Below are 15,229 nucleotides of genomic sequence, written 5' to 3' on the forward strand. Positions count from 1 at the left end.
CGCAATGAGACGCCTCAATCGCCTTCGATATCTTGCGCTCGCCGCGCTGCCGTTTATTGTGGCTGCATGCTCGGATGCAGGCGCTCTGACGAAGGATGAGAGCGCTGCGCAAACCGCGTCTGCGGATCCGGCGCCCTTGGCCGAAGCTCCGCCGGACGAGCAAAGTTCGGCAGAGATCAAGCGAACAGGCTCCCCTGCTCTACCGCCGCCTGACAGGGCAGGCGCACCAATCGAGAGCGAAGCCCGGATCATTTCCCTAACCGACGTGAAACGCGGGGATCGCTCAGCCTGCCAGATCAATTTCACATACCCAGGCTATCCTGCACAGGAGATACTGTGGTTCGATGAGGCGTGCTCCGCCCTAAGCCCCAGCTTTATGGACCGGGCAAAGCTAGAGGCGGCTGATCGCTGGCAGCGGATCGATGAGTATGGCCAGATGCAAATCGCCAAAAGGACCGCTGGCATTGTGCTCTATGTCGAAGGCCAATTCACCGCATCAGTTTTCCCGATGGACTACAATAACGCGCCGATGGAAGTGACTGTCGCGGACTGAACACTGGACACAGGCGCGCGCTCTTTCTAGCGGAGGCACATGACTGCGCACAAAGAAGGCGATCCCACGACACTCAACCGTTTGTACGGCCGCAGCGTCGGCAAACCCCTGCGCGCGCGCCAGCAAGGCTTGGTCGATGATTTGCTGCCTGGCATTGCCGTACCAGCCGAAGGTCCAGTCACTGCGGAGAGGCTGTTCGGCCAGGATTGCCCGATGCACTTTGAAATCGGCTTTGGCAGCGGAGAGCACCTTGCTTACCGCGCCGATTTGCTGCCGAACCATGGATTGATCGGCGCAGAGCCGTTCATGAACGGCGTGGCAGCCGCGCTTGGGCATGTCGATGATCAAGGGCTGACCAATGTCCGCCTGCATGCTGGCGATGCGCTCGATGTGCTCAGCCGAATTCCCGATGGCGCTCTGACCATGGTGTATTTGCTGCACCCCGATCCCTGGCCAAAGGCGCGCCACGCAAAGCGGCGCATGGTCAATGACGGCCCGATTGCCATGATCGCGGACAAACTCAAACCCGGAGGAGAATTCCGCTTCGGGACCGACCATGCGATTTACCTGCGCCATGCCCTCATGGTGATGCAGCGATTTTCAGATCGCCTGGAATGGGTGACCGATGGTCCGGAGAGCTTCCAAAACCGACCATCGGGCTGGCCAGAAACGCGCTATGAAAAGAAAGCGCGCGAGGTGTTCGAGCACGAAGTTTGGTATTTCCGCTACCGCAAACGCTGAATTTGCTTTCATAGCTCCGCTGCGCCAGACTTGGCTCATAACTTAGGGGGCAAAATGGTAGCGCGGCGACAATTTCTGGCAGGAGTGGCAATCGGCGCGGGCGCGCTTTCGGCTTGCAGTGAGATCACAAGCAGTTCGGGCGGTGACCGGATTGCCGCAGCGCTCGATCAAGGCGGCAGATTGCTCGACGTTGAAGCGCTTGAAGATGCGCTGGTCGGCAGCTCCTATCTCGGCACGGGCGGCGGCGGCAGCCTCTCCGAGGCACGCGAGTTGATTGCCTCAGACCTGGCAGCTGGCCACAAGTTCAGCGCGATTCCAGTCTCAGGCCTCGCCGATGATGACCGCGTCGCCTGCCCCTATGGCTTGGCCAGCCTCGCGCCAACAAGTGAAGACATGCAGGCACGGCTGGATGCGATCGAAAATCAGGTCGAAGAGCCTGTGCAAGCCGCATTCGAAGCACTGGAGCGGCATCTGGATCAGAAATTTGCAGGCGTCATCCTTGGAGAGATTGGCCCGCTAAGCCTGGCCGAAGGTCTATCGATAGCAGCCCGGCTTGGTGTCCCCGCGCTCGATGCCGACACCGTCGGGCGCGCTGTTCCAGAGATCAACCAGCATTCGGTAAAAGTCGCGGGCGTTCCGCTTACACCAATTGGCGCGGCCACACCGTTTGGCGATGAGATGGTGATCGGTACTCTGGGCGATCCCACCCGCGCAGAAGACATTTTGCGCAGTGTGGCCGTTGTTAGCCGCGAGTGCGGCGTCGCAGATTCGCCTATCACGGGCAAGCAAGCCAAGACGGAAGGCACGCTGGTTACTGGCAGCCTCTCCTTGGCGATATCGATCGGTAAGGCAGTGCGCGAAGCCAAGGCGGCCGGCAATGATCCTATCGAAGCCGCGCGCGCCGCTGGTGATGGCTACTTGCTCTTCACAGGCGTGGTCGCGGGCACCGAATGGGCCGATCAGGACGGGTTTCTGCAAGGCAAAGTGACGCTGGACGGAACCGGCGATTTCGTAGGCCAATCCTTCGAAACTGACGTGAAGAACGAGCATCTCATCGCCCGCCGAGATGGCGTCGTCGTCGCCACTTGCCCCGATCTTATCAGCCTGATCGACCTCGAGAGCGGCGATGGAGTGGTCAACCCGGACTATGAGAATGGGCAATCTATTGCTGTGCTAGGTTTTAAAAGCGATCCAATCTGGCGCAGCGAAGCGGGCCTGGCGGTCTTCAGCCCGCGCTACGTTGGTTATGATCTGGACTATGTGCCGATCGAAGAGCTCGTCTCAGGTGCCGCGTGATACGGATCGCCAAACCCTGGAATGAGATTATCCTGTTTGGCCTAGGCGTCGCATTCACTATTTTTGCAGCGATTGCACTTTTCATTGATCTGAATCTCTCCGCGACTGGCACACGAGCCACTGGCACAGTCATTGAGTTCGTGGCGCGCGATACCATCGATACACAGGCTGGCTACGCTCCGGTGGTTCGATGGACTGATAAGGACGGAGCAGAACGAAGCTTCACCGCTTCTGTCAGCAGCAGCCCAAACGAGTTTTCGCTGGGGGAATCGGTGGACGTTCTTTACGATCCGCATAACCCCGAGCTCGCAAAAATCGATAGCACTCGGCAGCGTTTCCTTTTGCCGTTTCTGTTCGGCGCACTGGGACTGGCCTTCAGCGGCCTTGGAGCAGGCTCGGTGCTGAACTATCGCAAGCAGCGCAAACGCGCGGCTTGGCTAGAGAAGAACGGCATTTGGATCGACGGCGAATTCCAAGCCTCTTATCCTGACGATTCAATCGATATCAGGCGTCACCATCCCTACCGCATCGTAGTCACTGGCAAGGTTGGCTCATCACGCGAACCAACCAAATTCGAGAGCGAAGCTGTTTGGCCCGATCTCTCAAGCACACTTGCTGGCGAACCTGTGCCTGTTCTGGTCAACCCAGACGACCCTACCCACTACTTCGTTGATCTCTCAAATTGGCTTGAGGACAAAGACTGGGTTTAGCCCACCACACCTGCGCTCGCGAGCACTGCCAACGTCAGAACATCCGGCGCAATGGCGGTCATCGGCACGATCTGCACCGGCTTTTCCATACCGATCAGCATTGGTCCAATGGTGTTATTCCCGGCCAATTCTCTTAGCAATTTGGCAGAGAGATTGGCCGATTGCAGGCCAGGCATGATGAGCACATTGGCAGGCGCAGACAGGCGGCTGAACGGATAGAGCTCCATCACTTTCGGATTGAGCGCGGCATCCGGCGCCATCTCGCCTTCATACTCAAAGCCGGGGTCTTCACGGTCGAGGATCGCAACAGCTTCGCGAATATTGCCAAGCCATTGGCCCGACGGATTCCCAAATGTCGAATAGGAAAGGAACGCGACCCGCGGCTCATGCCCCATGCGCCGCGCAACGGCAGCCGTTTCCTTGGCGATATGCGCAAGCTCTTCCGCGCCTGGACGCTCGTTAATGGTCGTGTCGGCGAGAAACGTTGTGTGGTTCTTGCCGATCATCATGTGCACACCAAACGGCAATGCTCCTGGCTTCTTGTCGAGCACTAGGTTCACCTCACGGGCCGTCTGGGCGAATGTCCGGGTTAGGCCAGAGATCATCCCATCCCCGTGCCCCAGCGCAACCAGCAGGGCCGCAAAGACGTTACGCTCTTGGTTGACCATCCGGCGGACATCGCGCTCCGTGTAGCCTTTGCGCTGCAAGCGCTTGTAGAGATAGTCCACCATCGCTGGGACATGTTCTGACGTCGCCGAGTTCTGAATCTCAAAGCTGCCCGGATCAGACACCGACAATTGGTGCAGCTTGTCGACCACCGCCTTCGTGCGGCCCACCAGGACTGGGGTGCCATATCCAAAATCGCGAAACTGAATGGCCGCGCGCAGAACCACATCCTCTTCCGCCTCGGCGAACACCATCCGCTTCGGATTGGCTTTCGCCTCGTTATAGGTGCCTGTGAGGACGGCGGTTGTTGGATTGAGGCGCGATTTCAGCGCGTGGCGATAGGCGTCAAGGTCTTCAATCTTCGCCTGCGCGACGCCGGAATCCATTGCGGCTTTTGCCACCGCGGAGGAAACCACCTCGATCAGGCGCGGATCAAACGGCGCCGGGATGATGTAGTCTTTGCCGAACTTCTGGTTCTTGCCATAGGCACTAGAGACCTCTTCGGGCACTTGCTTGCGAGCCAGCTCAGCAATCGCATTAGCGGCAGCAATTTTCATTTCCTCATTGATTGTGGTGGCCTGCACATCAAGTGCGCCGCGGAAAATGAAGGGGAAGCCCAGCACATTGTTCACTTGGTTCGGAAAGTCCGAACGACCCGTGGCAATGATCGCATCAGGGCGCACTGCCTGCGCTTCATCTGGCATAATTTCCGGAACGGGATTGGCCATGGCAAAGATGATCGGCTTATCCGCCATCTTCTTCACCCATTCCGGCTTCAAAGCACCAGCCGCCGATAGGCCGAGGAAAATGTCAGCTCCGACCAAAGCCTCTTCCAAATTGGTCGCATCTGTCTCAACTGCGTGTGCGCTCTTCCACTGATCCACATTGTCGCGCCCAGGCGTGATCGGGCCAGTGCGATCGCACATGATTACATTCTCATGAGCAACGCCCATTGCCTTCATCAGCGCGGTGCAAGCAATCGCCGCGGCTCCGGCGCCATTGACGACGATCTTTACGTCTTTCACGTCCCGGTCAGTCAAATGGCAGGCGTTGAGCAAGCCGACCGCGGTGATAATCGCGGTGCCGTGCTGGTCATCATGCATCACCGGGATATTCATCCGCTCGCGCAGCGCCTGCTCGATGATAAAGCACTCAGGCGCCTTGATATCTTCCAGATTGATCCCGCCAAAGGTAGGTTCCATCAACGCAACGGCATCGATGAACGCCTGAGGGTCCTCGGTCGCCAGTTCGATATCAATTGAGTCCACATCAGCAAAACGTTTGAAGAGGACCGCCTTGCCCTCCATCACCGGCTTTGAAGCCAGCGCGCCAAGATTGCCAAGCCCGAGGATCGCGGTGCCATTAGAAATGACCGCGACCAGATTTGATCGAGCTGTGTAGCGGGCCGCGAGACTGGGATCAGCCGCAATCGCTTCAACCGGCGCAGCAACTCCAGGCGAATAAGCGAGACTAAGATCACGCTGCGACGCCATCGGCTTGGACGCCACAATTTCAATTTTACCCGGGCGGATTGTCTCGTGATAAAACAGGGCTTCGCGGGTCGTGAATGTGACTTGCCGGTCATCGGCCATCTGGAGGTCTCCCAAATCGATTTCTATCCAGCGCTTAGCGACCTAACGATGCAAACGATAGGGGAAAGGGACCTAGGGACCGTTCCGAATCGCTGCGGGGGTGGCTAGGCCTTATTCATGGCCGGAAAAACGACACCGATGATGGAGCAATTCCTCGCCCTCAAACAAGAGGCGGGTGATTGTTTGCTGTTCTATCGAATGGGCGATTTTTTCGAGCTGTTTTTCGATGACGCTAAGACTGCATCGGCAATCCTCGATATCGCCCTCACCACACGCGGAGAACATGGCGGCGAGCCAGTGCCGATGTGCGGCGTTCCGGTACACTCCGCCGACAGCTATCTGGCGCGCTTGATCAAAGGCGGTTGCCGGGTCGCAATTGCAGAGCAGGTCGAAACGCCTGAAGAAGCCAAAATACGGGCCAAGAAGGAAGGCACTCCCTCTTCCAAAGCGCTCGTCAAACGCGACATTGTCCGCTTTGTGACCGCCGGGACGCTTACCGAAGAAGCCTTGCTGGAGCCGCGCAATGCCAATTTGCTCGTAGCTTTGGCCGATGTGCGCGGCGCGATTGGTTTGGCCAGTTGCGACATCTCCACCGGGATCGTGGTGCTAGAAGAATGCAAGCCGGAAATGCTGGGTGCCTATTTGGCCCGACTTGGCGCGAACGAAATCGTTGCGCCGGAAGACTGGGCGCATGGCCCGGATGAATTCACATCTCGGCCAAAAGGTGATTTTTCAAGCGACGATGGCTCGGAGCGGCTGCGTAAGCTTCACGGCGTTGCAACATTGGATGGGTTTGGCGATTTCTCGCGCGCGATGTTGGCGGCAGCAGCGGGTCTGATCAGCTATCTTGAACATGTCGGCCGCGGCAATCTGCCCATGCTCCTCCCGCCAGTCTCACGGTGCGGTGCCGAAGGAATGGTAATGGACGAGGCGACCCGCGCGAGCCTCGAAATCTTGCGGTCTCAGGATGGATCGCGCAGCGGCAGCCTGATCGCGGCAATCGACCGCTGCGTTACTGGAGCTGGCGCTCGGCAGCTCGCGGAAGACTTGGGCTCACCATTGCTTGACCAATCTGCGATTGAAGAGCGCCTGGCCCTCGTTCAGTTCTGGCACGGCCAGCCGATTGACCGTGCGGACCTGCGCGAGGCTCTGCGCGCCCTGCCCGATATTGGCCGCGCCCTAGGCCGAGTGGTGGCTGGCCGAGGAAGTCCGCGAGATTTGGGCCAGGTGCGCGATGGCCTAAGAGATGCCCGGCTGCTTCACGAAACGCTCGCCAGGCAGAGCGACCACCCGGTCCTGCTTAAGCAACTCATGCCCCATCTCACTGGCCACAGCGCCCTGGTGGATTTGCTCACCAATGCGCTCGTTGCCGCCCCTCCGACCGAGCGATCTGGTGGCGGCTATATCGCTGATGGCTATGACGTCGGACTGGACGAGCTGCGGCAAGTTTCTGGTAATGCGCGCAAGGCGATCGCCGCAATGGAGGCGAGATACCGCGACGAGACGGGAATTGCCTCGCTCAAGATTAAGCACAACGGTGTGCTTGGCTATTTCATCGAGGTGCCCAGCCGGCATGGCGACGTTCTGATGGAGCAGGACAGCGGCTTTACCCATCGGCAGACTATGAAAGGTGCCGTGCGGTTCAATTCGGTGTCTCTGCACGAAGAAGCGACTCGGATCGCTGAGGCTGGCGGCCGCGCATTGACCGCTGAAGAAGCGCATTTTGAAGAGCTCACCAGCGCAGTGATCGCCTCTCAAAAAGCGATTGCGCAAACAGCGGCGGCATTGGCCCGGATTGATGTTGCAGCTGGACAGGCGGAGCGAGCGGCGGAGGGTGATTGGTGCAAGCCTGAGATCGCCGGTACGACCGAACTTGCGATCACCGCTGGCCGCCACCCGGTTGTTGAAGCTGCCTTGACCAAGACCAATGACCGCTTCGTCGCGAATGATTGCAGCCTAGCGCACCAAGACCGCCTATGGTTGATTGGCGGCCCGAATATGGGCGGTAAATCGACCTTTCTGAGGCAGAACGCGCTGATCGTCCTAATGGCGCAGGCTGGCGGATATGTTCCGGCACAGTCAGCAACCATCGGCCTGGTCGACCGGCTGTTCAGCCGCGTCGGCGCATCAGACAATCTCGCGCGGGGCCGCTCTACGTTTATGGTGGAGATGGTCGAAACCGCCGCGATCTTGTCGCAAGCCACCGAACGCAGCTTTGTTATTCTGGATGAGGTCGGCCGCGGAACATCGACCTACGATGGCTTGGCTCTCGCTTGGTCAGTGGTCGAGGCGGTGCATTCCAAGATTGCTTGCCGCTGTTTGTTCGCAACCCATTACCACGAGCTAGCCCGCCTTGCCGATAGCTGCAAAGCTTTGTCTTTGCATCATGTGAAGGCGCGCGAGTGGAAAGGCGATCTGGTGTTGCTTCATGAGGTATCTGAAGGTCCGGCTGACCGCTCTTATGGGCTTGCTGTCGCAAAATTGGCAGGCGTCCCTGCGCCAGTTGTAAAGCGAGCCAAGCAAGTGCTGCAAAAACTAGAGGCAGCCCGGGCGGAAACCGGAGGCATCGCCGCTGGGCTGGGCGAGTTGCCGCTTTTTGCTAATGCGGCTCTGGCGGACGAGCGCAAAGAGCTTGAGCCTGGCGATATCTTGAAAGAAAAATTGGAAAGCGCTGATCTCGATGCTTTGTCACCGCGAGAAGCACTTGATTTTCTTTATGATTTAAAGCGTGAATTGACGTCCACTAAACCTTAACCAAGCTCAAGTATCGCAGACTCATTATGGCGACACTCGATAACTATAAACCGATCTTTGCTTTTGCTGCCATCGTTGTAGGCGGCGTTGCAATATTTGGCAGTTCACTCTCAACAAGCTCAGGTGCCGCAGAATCGGCGGGAAAAGAGCGCGTGGAAAGTGAAGCGGTTGGAAATTCGGCAAAGCGGCCTACCACACGGAGAATACCCAACCCTGCATCAAGCGACCAGCTAAGCAATTGGGGACTTTGCTAGTGATTCAGAGCTGATCGACGACACAAACGGACTTGACCCAAATCCAAATCGCTCCTCTCAGGTTGGAACTACACAGGTAATTACGCCAAGAGGTCCCGGTGACGCGTCTAGGCTCCGCGACTCTGGTCGCCTGATTCCAACAGAGCAAGAGCGTGAGATTATGCCACAAGGACTATTGACACCGGTTCCATAGTCTCGGTTTGGAGGCCAATAGATATCTGGAATGATACTCAAAGCTCAGCACCGCACCTACCGCGTAGGAACTGGCGCTTCGCCTGCATAATCATAAAAGCCGCGGCCAGTCTTGCGCCCCAGCCAACCTGCCTCAACATATTTCACGAGCAGCGGTGCAGGCCGATATTTCGTATCGCGCGTCGTCTTGTAGAGCACCTTGATAATATCAAGGCATGTGTCGAGCCCAACAAAATCAGCAAGTTGCAACGGTCCCATCGGGTGGTTGAGGCCCAAGCGGCATCCCTTGTCGATGTCCTCAATGCCAGCCGTCGACTGACCCAGAACAAACACCGCCTCATTAATCATAGGCAGCAAGATGCGATTGACGACGAAGCCTGGCTCATCCTGGCTCAGAACCACTTCCTTGCCCAAACCTTCGGCAAATGCCGTGATTTGATCGGTCGTATCCTTTGAGGTCGCAAGACCAGGGATAACCTCAATCAGGCCCATTACCGGTACAGGATTGAAGAAGTGCAGTCCGATAAAACGCGCTGGATCGGGCGAGTAATTCGCCATGCGTGTGATCGGGATAGAACTGGTGTTGCTGGCCATGATCGCATCGCTGGCAAGGACTTTGCCCGCGCGCTCGAAAATGGCCTGCTTGATCGCTTCTTGCTCTGTAGCGGCCTCAATAATCAGACCCGCTTCGCTCATAGGCTCATAGTCGCCAATTGGCGTGACCTTGGTGAGCAAAGTCTCGGCTGCATCCGCTTCGATCTTTCCGCGCCCAACCAGCTTCACAAGAGCCTTCTCAATCGCGGTCTTACCTGCTTCAGCGCGGGCCAAATCCACGTCAGACAGCATCACCGGCATGCCATGCTGAGCAATGGTTTGAGCAATGCCGGTGCCCATTTGCCCGGCTCCAATGACCGCTATTGTCCGCATGAATGATCCCTTCGCAAGTGCAGCAAAGAGCGCGTGTTAGCGGCGCAATTCACGCTTGGCTAGCGATTAGCTCCCGGCACCCACTTAACATCGGCGCGGCCATTGTCGTTGAGCACACGGGCGAGCACAAACAAGCAATCGGACAGGCGGTTAATATAAGCAAGCGCTGATGGGTTCACGGCATCATGCTCTGAAAGCCGGGTCATCGCCCGCTCGGCCGCACGAGCCGAAGCCCGGGCAACATGGGTGCGCGCGGCTGCTTCACTGCCACCGGGGAGCACAAAGCTGGTCAGCGGCTCAAGCTCTTCATTCAGACCATCAATCTGATCCTCGAGCCAAGTCACTTGAGCAGGGACAATCCGAAGTACCATTTCTGACGGCGTAAAATCACCATCTTCACTCGGAGTGGCAAGGTCGGCGCCGAGATCAAACAGATCGTTCTGCGCCCGAGTGAGGAGCTGCTTATGCGGCCCCTCAGCCAAATGGCATGCCGCAAGGCCGATCGCGCTGTTGGCTTCATCCACGCGGCCAATGGCCGAGATCTCGCGCTGAGTGCTTTGCCGCACGCGATCCATCAACCAGGCCGGTTGTGCCATCGTCCCCAGTGCGGGTGTAAATCTTGTTGAGTTTTACCACGTCTCTTTGCGCCCCTGCGCCTAGCCTAGCGGGCTACAACCAGAATGATCGCCACAACCAAGATTGCCAGCGCCTGATATTTGATCCGCGCAAACATCGCTTTGTTTTGTAGCAATTGCATATCGGTGGCGGTTTCGCCCTCACCCGTCTCCAGATCGATCTTCGTCGTCTTCAAGAAAGCGATAATACCGCGAACGAGTGACACAAGCACCAGAACACTAAGAACGGCCAGAACAGCTATAAGAAAATATGTCATGCGCAGTATTTAGGCGCTTTCCAGTGAGATACCACCCGGCAAACGTTGCAACCGCAATTGCTCTGCCAGCAAGAGACCATCCTCGCCCTGCTCTCGCATGTCAGCAAGCGAAGGCGAACCGCGCCTTTTCGCAAGCTTCTTGCCTTGCTCGTCGAGCAGGAGCTGGTGATGATGCCAATGCGGTACGGGGAGACCCAGAAGCTCTTGCAATAGGCGATGAATATGGGTCGCTGAAAAGAGATCGGAGCCGCGGGTTACCAAAGTCACCCCGTCCGCAGCATCATCAAGCGTCGCGGCCAAATGATAGCTGGCAGGCTCATCCTTGCGCATGATCACAACATCACCAAAATCGCGCGGATCGACAATCACTGATCCGGCATGTTCATCCGTCCAGATCAATTCGCCGACGCTGGCCATTGCTTTGTCCAGATCGAGCCGCAGACAATGCGGCCTCTCCAAGTCGAGATTGTCTCGCCCCTTGCACGTTCCGGGATAAAGTCCGCCTTCGATCCCGGCCGCCTGCTGCGCGCGCTGAATCTCTGATCGGGTGCATGTGCATGGATAGAGCAGTCCTGCGTCCTGCAATTTCTGTGCAGCGGCTTGGTAGCTTTCAATGCGCTGCGACTGCGCCGTCACTTCCTGCCATTCCAGCCCAAGCCATTCGAGATCACGGCGAAACTCATCCGCCAGCTCTGGCCGCGACCGGGCACCGTCGATATCCTCAATCCTCAGCAGAAATGTGCCCCCGGCGTCCTTTGCCAAATCATGCGCGGTGATCGCAGAATAGGCATGGCCAAGGTGCAAATGCCCATTGGGGCTAGGGGCAAATCGTGTGACAATCATCGCGGCAATTCACTGCCACAGTGTCGGCAGAAGCGCGAGGCCACCCAAAATCCTTGTGGAAACCCGGCACGTCATGGGTTTGACTATTTCGCCTGCCACGGCATTCTCATGGCAATCGGAAAGGATCACAAACGTGTTCAAAGCCGAATTGATGGAGCGAGTGGCGCGCTTTCGCAGTGCCGACGAAGACCCGACATGCAATCCGTCGGCATGCCCTGCGCTTGTGCTCAACGCGGATTACACCCCGCTGTCTTATTACCCTTTGAGCCTGTGGCCTTGGCAAACCGCGATCAAAGCGGTGTTTTTAGACCGGGTAGACATTGTCGCGAGCTATGACCGCGAGGTTCATTCACCCTCGCTGGACATGAAAATTCCGAGCGTCATCGCGCTCAGGCAATATGTGAAGCAAAGCGAGTTTCCCGCCTTCACACGGTTCAATCTGTTCTTGCGCGACAGATTTCAGTGCCAGTATTGCGGGCAGGGTCAGGGATCCGGACAGAACCTGACGTTCGATCATGTTATCCCGCGCCGGCTAGGCGGAAAGACGACGTGGGAGAACATCACCACTGCCTGTGCACCGTGCAATATGAAGAAGGGCGGCCGCACGCCTAAGCAGGCTCATATGAGCTTGATGATGAAGCCAATTCGCCCGACCAGCTGGCATTTGCAGCAATATGGCAAAATGTTCCCGCCCAACTATCTGCATGAGACGTGGCGGGATTGGCTCTATTGGGACATCGAACTAGAGGCCTAGCGGGCCGGTTCAAAACTCAAACCACGCTATCTTCCGTTAGCCCTCAATCACCCGGGTCTCTGGGTGATGCGTATCGAGGTGCTTGATGATGATGCGCAGGTTTTTCGAGTTCGAGCGGTAAAGGAAATCGGCTGCGTCCCCGACCACCGGCAGCAAGCCAATTGCGGTATCGAACGCAACATTGGCGCCCATGCGCCACAGCTTCCATTTAGGAAGCTTAAGGTTGCGCGCTTCCCAAATAATATAGGCGCCAAGCGCCGTGGTGACGAGATCACCGACCACTGGGATCAACCCTACCAGCGCATCCAGCCCGATGGGCATATTAACGCCTGGCACGCGAAAAGTGCGCTCCAGTAGGCTTTCCATCGCGACCACGCGTTGCCGCACGGACTCAGGATCCGTGCCGGTTGGTAGGGCGAAATTCATCGCCTGTGGTCGTTCTGGCCCATCCATAGTGTCTCTCCTTACCCCCTAAATGGTGGGTTGTGAGAGCGGGAACAAGGGGTGCACGCCCCATTGGTTGGGTTGGTAGGCATTGACGGTGCCCCGAACCAACGACCAACGCACGGGCACGCCAAGCGGAATAAACACCTCTTCTGCCACCATGGTCGCGTGCGCTTGCGCCAATAGCAGCGCCTTTTCGCGCGGGTCGCGCGACGTAAGCGACTGCGCCACCAATTGGTCAGCTGCCTCAGAGCATAACCCGATTTCAAGCTCGCAGTTGAATTGATTAAGATACCAGCGCGGCGAGGAATAGCGCGCCAGCCGGTCTCTCAGCTCCAGGTCAGCGCCAGTGCCAGGCTCCATCTTGATCAGCCTAAGGCCCACCGTCTCCCAGTCGGCCGCCAATTGATTGAACAGCAAATCGCCGCCTGGGCCAGAGGGCAGTCCCACGCGCAGCACAGCCTCTGCACCGTTCTCGGTTTCCCAACTGGTAATCCGGCGCGACGCAACACTGCGGCGCTGAGCGAGCGAGAGGTCTTGCCACCTTTCATCCCCGGTGGTGACTGGCTCCAGCAGCTCTAACGGCAGTACCCAGCTGGTCGATTGCCAGCCGCCCAGACTGAACGGCTCGATCAGCGCATCGCGATCAATCGACATCGACAGAGCTTCTCGCAAGGCGGGCGTTGCCAAGACGCCATCATCGTTGCGGATCGCAAAGCCAAACAGGCCAGCCGCTGGATCAACTCGGATATTACCACGCGACAGCGGGCCAAGCTGCGCCAAGGGGAAGCTGATCAATTGGCCATTCAGCAAAATATCAACATCACCGTTGGAAAACGCAGCCACCGCGCGCTCTTCGGACATGGCGCGTACGAGAATGGGCCGAGCATTTTCTTCCCAATCCTGGCGCGCGGGCAGTCCGCGCTCTTGAGGCGGTAGAGCGTTCAAACGGGCGAGCAGCGGGGTCTCTTCATCACTGGAGACAATCATCGGTCCCGTCCCACTGCCCTCGTGCACAAAGCCAAGCTCGGGCTGCGCCATGAGCCTTAGGAACTCGGGCATAGGACTGCTCAATCGTATTTCGATCACCCGGCCTGTCATGGCCCGGATTTCGGTAACTTTCGCCAGATCGAGGCCAAGTGAGGTGCCCTCAAGACGGCGCAAAAGATCGCGCAGCTGGAGCCTGATATCCTGAGCTGTAATCGCCTCACCGTCCGGCCAGGTCGCTTCTCGCAAGCGGAAAATATAGCTCAATCCATCGTCAGTGACGATCCAGCGCTCTGCAATTGCCGGGAGAATTTGGCCAGTCGGGTCGAGAGCAACCAAGCCCTCGTGGGTCGATGCGCGTAAATGCTGGGCGGCAGGCGACAGACGGACGCCTTGCTGCATCAGGCTTTGAGGCTCGCCAATGATCACCACTTTTACAGGCCCGTCGTCCGCAGAGGGACCGCAGGCCAGAAGCGCGAAAAAGAGAGGTAAAAGCAGCAAGACTCGTGTCATCAACGCAAGCCTATCAGGTTGTTTCCATTCGGTCAGCGTTGAAGCTGACGGAAATCCTCAGACCTTGCGAAAATCTCGTGGATCAGGCGCAGCGGGTGCTTTGCGCGTATGAGGAACACTGAGGCTTGCTGTATCTGATTGAACAGCATCGCTGGCAGGCTTTCGAGCGGACTGAGAATCAATCTCTTCATCGAAGGCAATTCCGAAGCGGTCATCTTGGACCCAAGCGACTGTTCCTGCCACTGAACCGATGTTTTTCAGTTCAATATCCAACCGGTTGCCAGGCTGAACGCGCAAATTGCCTTCGCCCATCATGCCGCCATCTGAGAGATTGCGCACGCGTACGCGGTGCGTGTCTCCAGCCTGCTCCACGCGAATACCGGCGAGCAGAAAGAGGCTGTCTCGCGACACACTCCTAGTTTCAACACCAGTCATTCCAAGAAGTCTCCTGTGCCCACCACAAACAAAACTGCCATTTCATTGGCCCCGCCGCTGCCTCAACAACATACCGAGCCCTGTCTACTAACATCGCGGGCTATGCCGCAGTGCCTAATGATTGTTTAACACACGCGCAGGAGCAGCCCTGAAAACGCATGCGTCCCAATCTGGCACTTATTCTGGGCCGTTCCTTAGCCCGATCACTTAGTCGTCGCGGGAGATTTTCTCTTTGCGCTCATGTGCTTCTTGCGCCTCAACGGTCATGGTCGCAACCGGGCGGGCGATCAGGCGCTTCAATCCGATCGGATCGCCGGTCACCTCGCAATAGCCATATTCGCCCTCGTCGATACGGCGCAGGGCAGATTCAATCTTGGCCACAAGCTTACGCTGGCGGTCACGCGTGCGCAGCTCAATACCCCAATCGGTTTCGCTAGATGCACGATCATTAAGATCAGCTTCTCTGATCGGGCCGTCTTGCAAGGATTGGAGCGTTTGATCAGCCGCATCGCGGATTGATCGTTTCCACTCGAGCAGGAGCATGCGGAAATAGTTCTGCTGCTGCTCATTCATATACTCTTCGTCGTCGCTGGGCACGTAGCCCGGCTCGAGCATACTCTTCGCTTTTGCTAGAATATCAATATCGTCAGTCGACGCAGTGGCCATGTGGTCCTCT

At 57.5% G+C, this 15,229-nt stretch carries 14 protein-coding genes and 1 pseudogene; 6 read left to right on the top strand and 9 right to left on the bottom strand.

Features of this window, described 5'->3' with window-relative positions:
* Window positions 1-4 precede the first annotated feature (4 nt).
* The 4 genes from AC0V6U_RS12955 to AC0V6U_RS12970 are packed head-to-tail and all read left to right on the top strand — an operon-like array spanning window position 5 to window position 3,300.
* A complete protein-coding gene (locus AC0V6U_RS12955) occupies window positions 5-553 on the top strand; it encodes a hypothetical protein (protein WP_472643570.1) in 549 nt (182 codons plus the stop codon).
* 39 nt (window positions 554-592) lie between these two features.
* Window positions 593-1,294 (top strand): tRNA (guanine(46)-N(7))-methyltransferase TrmB, encoded by a 702-nt coding sequence (trmB, locus tag AC0V6U_RS12960; protein WP_472643571.1) that lies wholly within the window; start codon window positions 593-595, stop codon window positions 1,292-1,294.
* 54 nt (window positions 1,295-1,348) lie between these two features.
* Window positions 1,349-2,590, top strand: a complete 1,242-nt coding sequence (locus AC0V6U_RS12965) for an S-methyl thiohydantoin desulfurase family protein (protein ID WP_472643572.1) — start codon at window positions 1,349-1,351, stop codon at window positions 2,588-2,590.
* Complete coding sequence (locus AC0V6U_RS12970) at window positions 2,587-3,300, top strand: DUF3592 domain-containing protein (RefSeq protein ID WP_472643573.1); 714 nt, start codon at window positions 2,587-2,589, stop codon at window positions 3,298-3,300. The genes AC0V6U_RS12965 and AC0V6U_RS12970 overlap by 4 nt, the downstream gene beginning before the upstream one ends.
* Here AC0V6U_RS12970 and AC0V6U_RS12975 read toward each other — a convergent pair.
* Entirely contained in the window at window positions 3,297-5,558 is a 2,262-nt protein-coding gene (locus tag AC0V6U_RS12975; RefSeq protein WP_472643574.1) for an NADP-dependent malic enzyme, read from the bottom strand. The two genes, AC0V6U_RS12970 and AC0V6U_RS12975, sit on opposite strands and share 4 nt — an antisense overlap.
* 117 nt (window positions 5,559-5,675) lie before the next feature.
* On the opposite strand from AC0V6U_RS12975, the gene mutS reads away from it, so the two are divergent.
* Complete coding sequence (mutS, locus tag AC0V6U_RS12980; protein WP_472643575.1) at window positions 5,676-8,312, top strand: DNA mismatch repair protein MutS; 2,637 nt, start codon at window positions 5,676-5,678, stop codon at window positions 8,310-8,312.
* A gap of 503 nt (window positions 8,313-8,815) precedes the next feature.
* Here mutS and AC0V6U_RS12985 read toward each other — a convergent pair.
* The 4 genes and pseudogenes from AC0V6U_RS12985 to gluQRS form a co-directional block, all read right to left on the bottom strand.
* A complete protein-coding gene (locus tag AC0V6U_RS12985; RefSeq protein WP_472643576.1) occupies window positions 8,816-9,685 on the bottom strand; it encodes a 3-hydroxyacyl-CoA dehydrogenase family protein in 870 nt (289 codons plus the stop codon).
* 59 nt (window positions 9,686-9,744) lie between these two features.
* A pseudogene (locus AC0V6U_RS12990) lies at window positions 9,745-10,321 on the bottom strand (cob(I)yrinic acid a,c-diamide adenosyltransferase).
* Between the two features lie 25 nt (window positions 10,322-10,346).
* Window positions 10,347-10,577 (bottom strand): hypothetical protein, encoded by a 231-nt coding sequence (locus AC0V6U_RS12995; RefSeq protein WP_472640395.1) that lies wholly within the window; start codon window positions 10,575-10,577, stop codon window positions 10,347-10,349.
* 9 nt (window positions 10,578-10,586) lie between these two features.
* Window positions 10,587-11,420 (bottom strand): tRNA glutamyl-Q(34) synthetase GluQRS, encoded by an 834-nt coding sequence (gene gluQRS / locus AC0V6U_RS13000; protein WP_472643577.1) that lies wholly within the window; start codon window positions 11,418-11,420, stop codon window positions 10,587-10,589.
* A 151-nt stretch (window positions 11,421-11,571) separates the two neighbouring features.
* Between gluQRS and AC0V6U_RS13005 the strand changes: the two genes are divergently transcribed.
* Complete coding sequence (locus AC0V6U_RS13005; protein ID WP_472645764.1) at window positions 11,572-12,174, top strand: HNH endonuclease; 603 nt, start codon at window positions 11,572-11,574, stop codon at window positions 12,172-12,174.
* 36 nt (window positions 12,175-12,210) lie between these two features.
* Here the strand turns inward: AC0V6U_RS13005 and AC0V6U_RS13010 are convergent, their stop codons facing one another.
* The 4 genes from AC0V6U_RS13010 to dksA form a co-directional block, all read right to left on the bottom strand.
* Complete coding sequence (locus tag AC0V6U_RS13010) at window positions 12,211-12,627, bottom strand: DUF4112 domain-containing protein (protein ID WP_472643578.1); 417 nt, start codon at window positions 12,625-12,627, stop codon at window positions 12,211-12,213.
* An 18-nt stretch (window positions 12,628-12,645) separates the two neighbouring features.
* Window positions 12,646-14,118, bottom strand: coding sequence for an ABC transporter substrate-binding protein (locus tag AC0V6U_RS13015; protein WP_472643579.1), 1,473 nt, complete (start codon window positions 14,116-14,118; stop codon window positions 12,646-12,648).
* 57 nt (window positions 14,119-14,175) lie between these two features.
* Window positions 14,176-14,490 carry a PilZ domain-containing protein gene (locus tag AC0V6U_RS13020; protein WP_486169541.1) on the bottom strand — a complete coding sequence of 105 codons (315 nt, stop codon included), beginning with the start codon at window positions 14,488-14,490 and terminating at the stop codon, window positions 14,176-14,178.
* Between the two features lie 270 nt (window positions 14,491-14,760).
* Window positions 14,761-15,219 carry an RNA polymerase-binding protein DksA gene (gene dksA / locus AC0V6U_RS13025; RefSeq protein ID WP_472643582.1) on the bottom strand — a complete coding sequence of 153 codons (459 nt, stop codon included), beginning with the start codon at window positions 15,217-15,219 and terminating at the stop codon, window positions 14,761-14,763.
* Window positions 15,220-15,229 lie beyond the last annotated feature (10 nt).

The sequence above is a fragment of the Erythrobacter sp. W36 genome, assembly GCF_057364935.1.

Bases quoted from the DNA above. Each gene is read 5' to 3' on its own strand.
- AC0V6U_RS12985 (WP_472643576.1), bottom strand. From the start codon at position 9,685: ATGCGGACAATAGCGGTCATTGGAGCCGGGCAAATGGGCACCGGCATT.
- AC0V6U_RS12995 (WP_472640395.1), bottom strand. From the start codon at position 10,577: ATGACATATTTTCTTATAGCTGTTCTGGCCGTTCTTAGTGTTCTGGTG.
- mutS (WP_472643575.1), top strand. From the start codon at position 5,676: ATGGCCGGAAAAACGACACCGATGATGGAGCAATTCCTCGCCCTCAAA.
- AC0V6U_RS12965 (WP_472643572.1), top strand. From the start codon at position 1,349: ATGGTAGCGCGGCGACAATTTCTGGCAGGAGTGGCAATCGGCGCGGGC.
- AC0V6U_RS12975 (WP_472643574.1), bottom strand. From the start codon at position 5,558: ATGGCCGATGACCGGCAAGTCACATTCACGACCCGCGAAGCCCTGTTT.
- AC0V6U_RS13010 (WP_472643578.1), bottom strand. From the start codon at position 12,627: ATGGATGGGCCAGAACGACCACAGGCGATGAATTTCGCCCTACCAACC.
- dksA (WP_472643582.1), bottom strand. From the start codon at position 15,219: ATGGCCACTGCGTCGACTGACGATATTGATATTCTAGCAAAAGCGAAG.
- AC0V6U_RS13015 (WP_472643579.1), bottom strand. From the start codon at position 14,118: ATGACACGAGTCTTGCTGCTTTTACCTCTCTTTTTCGCGCTTCTGGCC.
- gluQRS (WP_472643577.1), bottom strand. From the start codon at position 11,420: ATGATTGTCACACGATTTGCCCCTAGCCCCAATGGGCATTTGCACCTT.
- trmB (WP_472643571.1), top strand. From the start codon at position 593: ATGACTGCGCACAAAGAAGGCGATCCCACGACACTCAACCGTTTGTAC.
- AC0V6U_RS13005 (WP_472645764.1), top strand. From the start codon at position 11,572: ATGGAGCGAGTGGCGCGCTTTCGCAGTGCCGACGAAGACCCGACATGC.
- AC0V6U_RS12955 (WP_472643570.1), top strand. From the start codon at position 5: ATGAGACGCCTCAATCGCCTTCGATATCTTGCGCTCGCCGCGCTGCCG.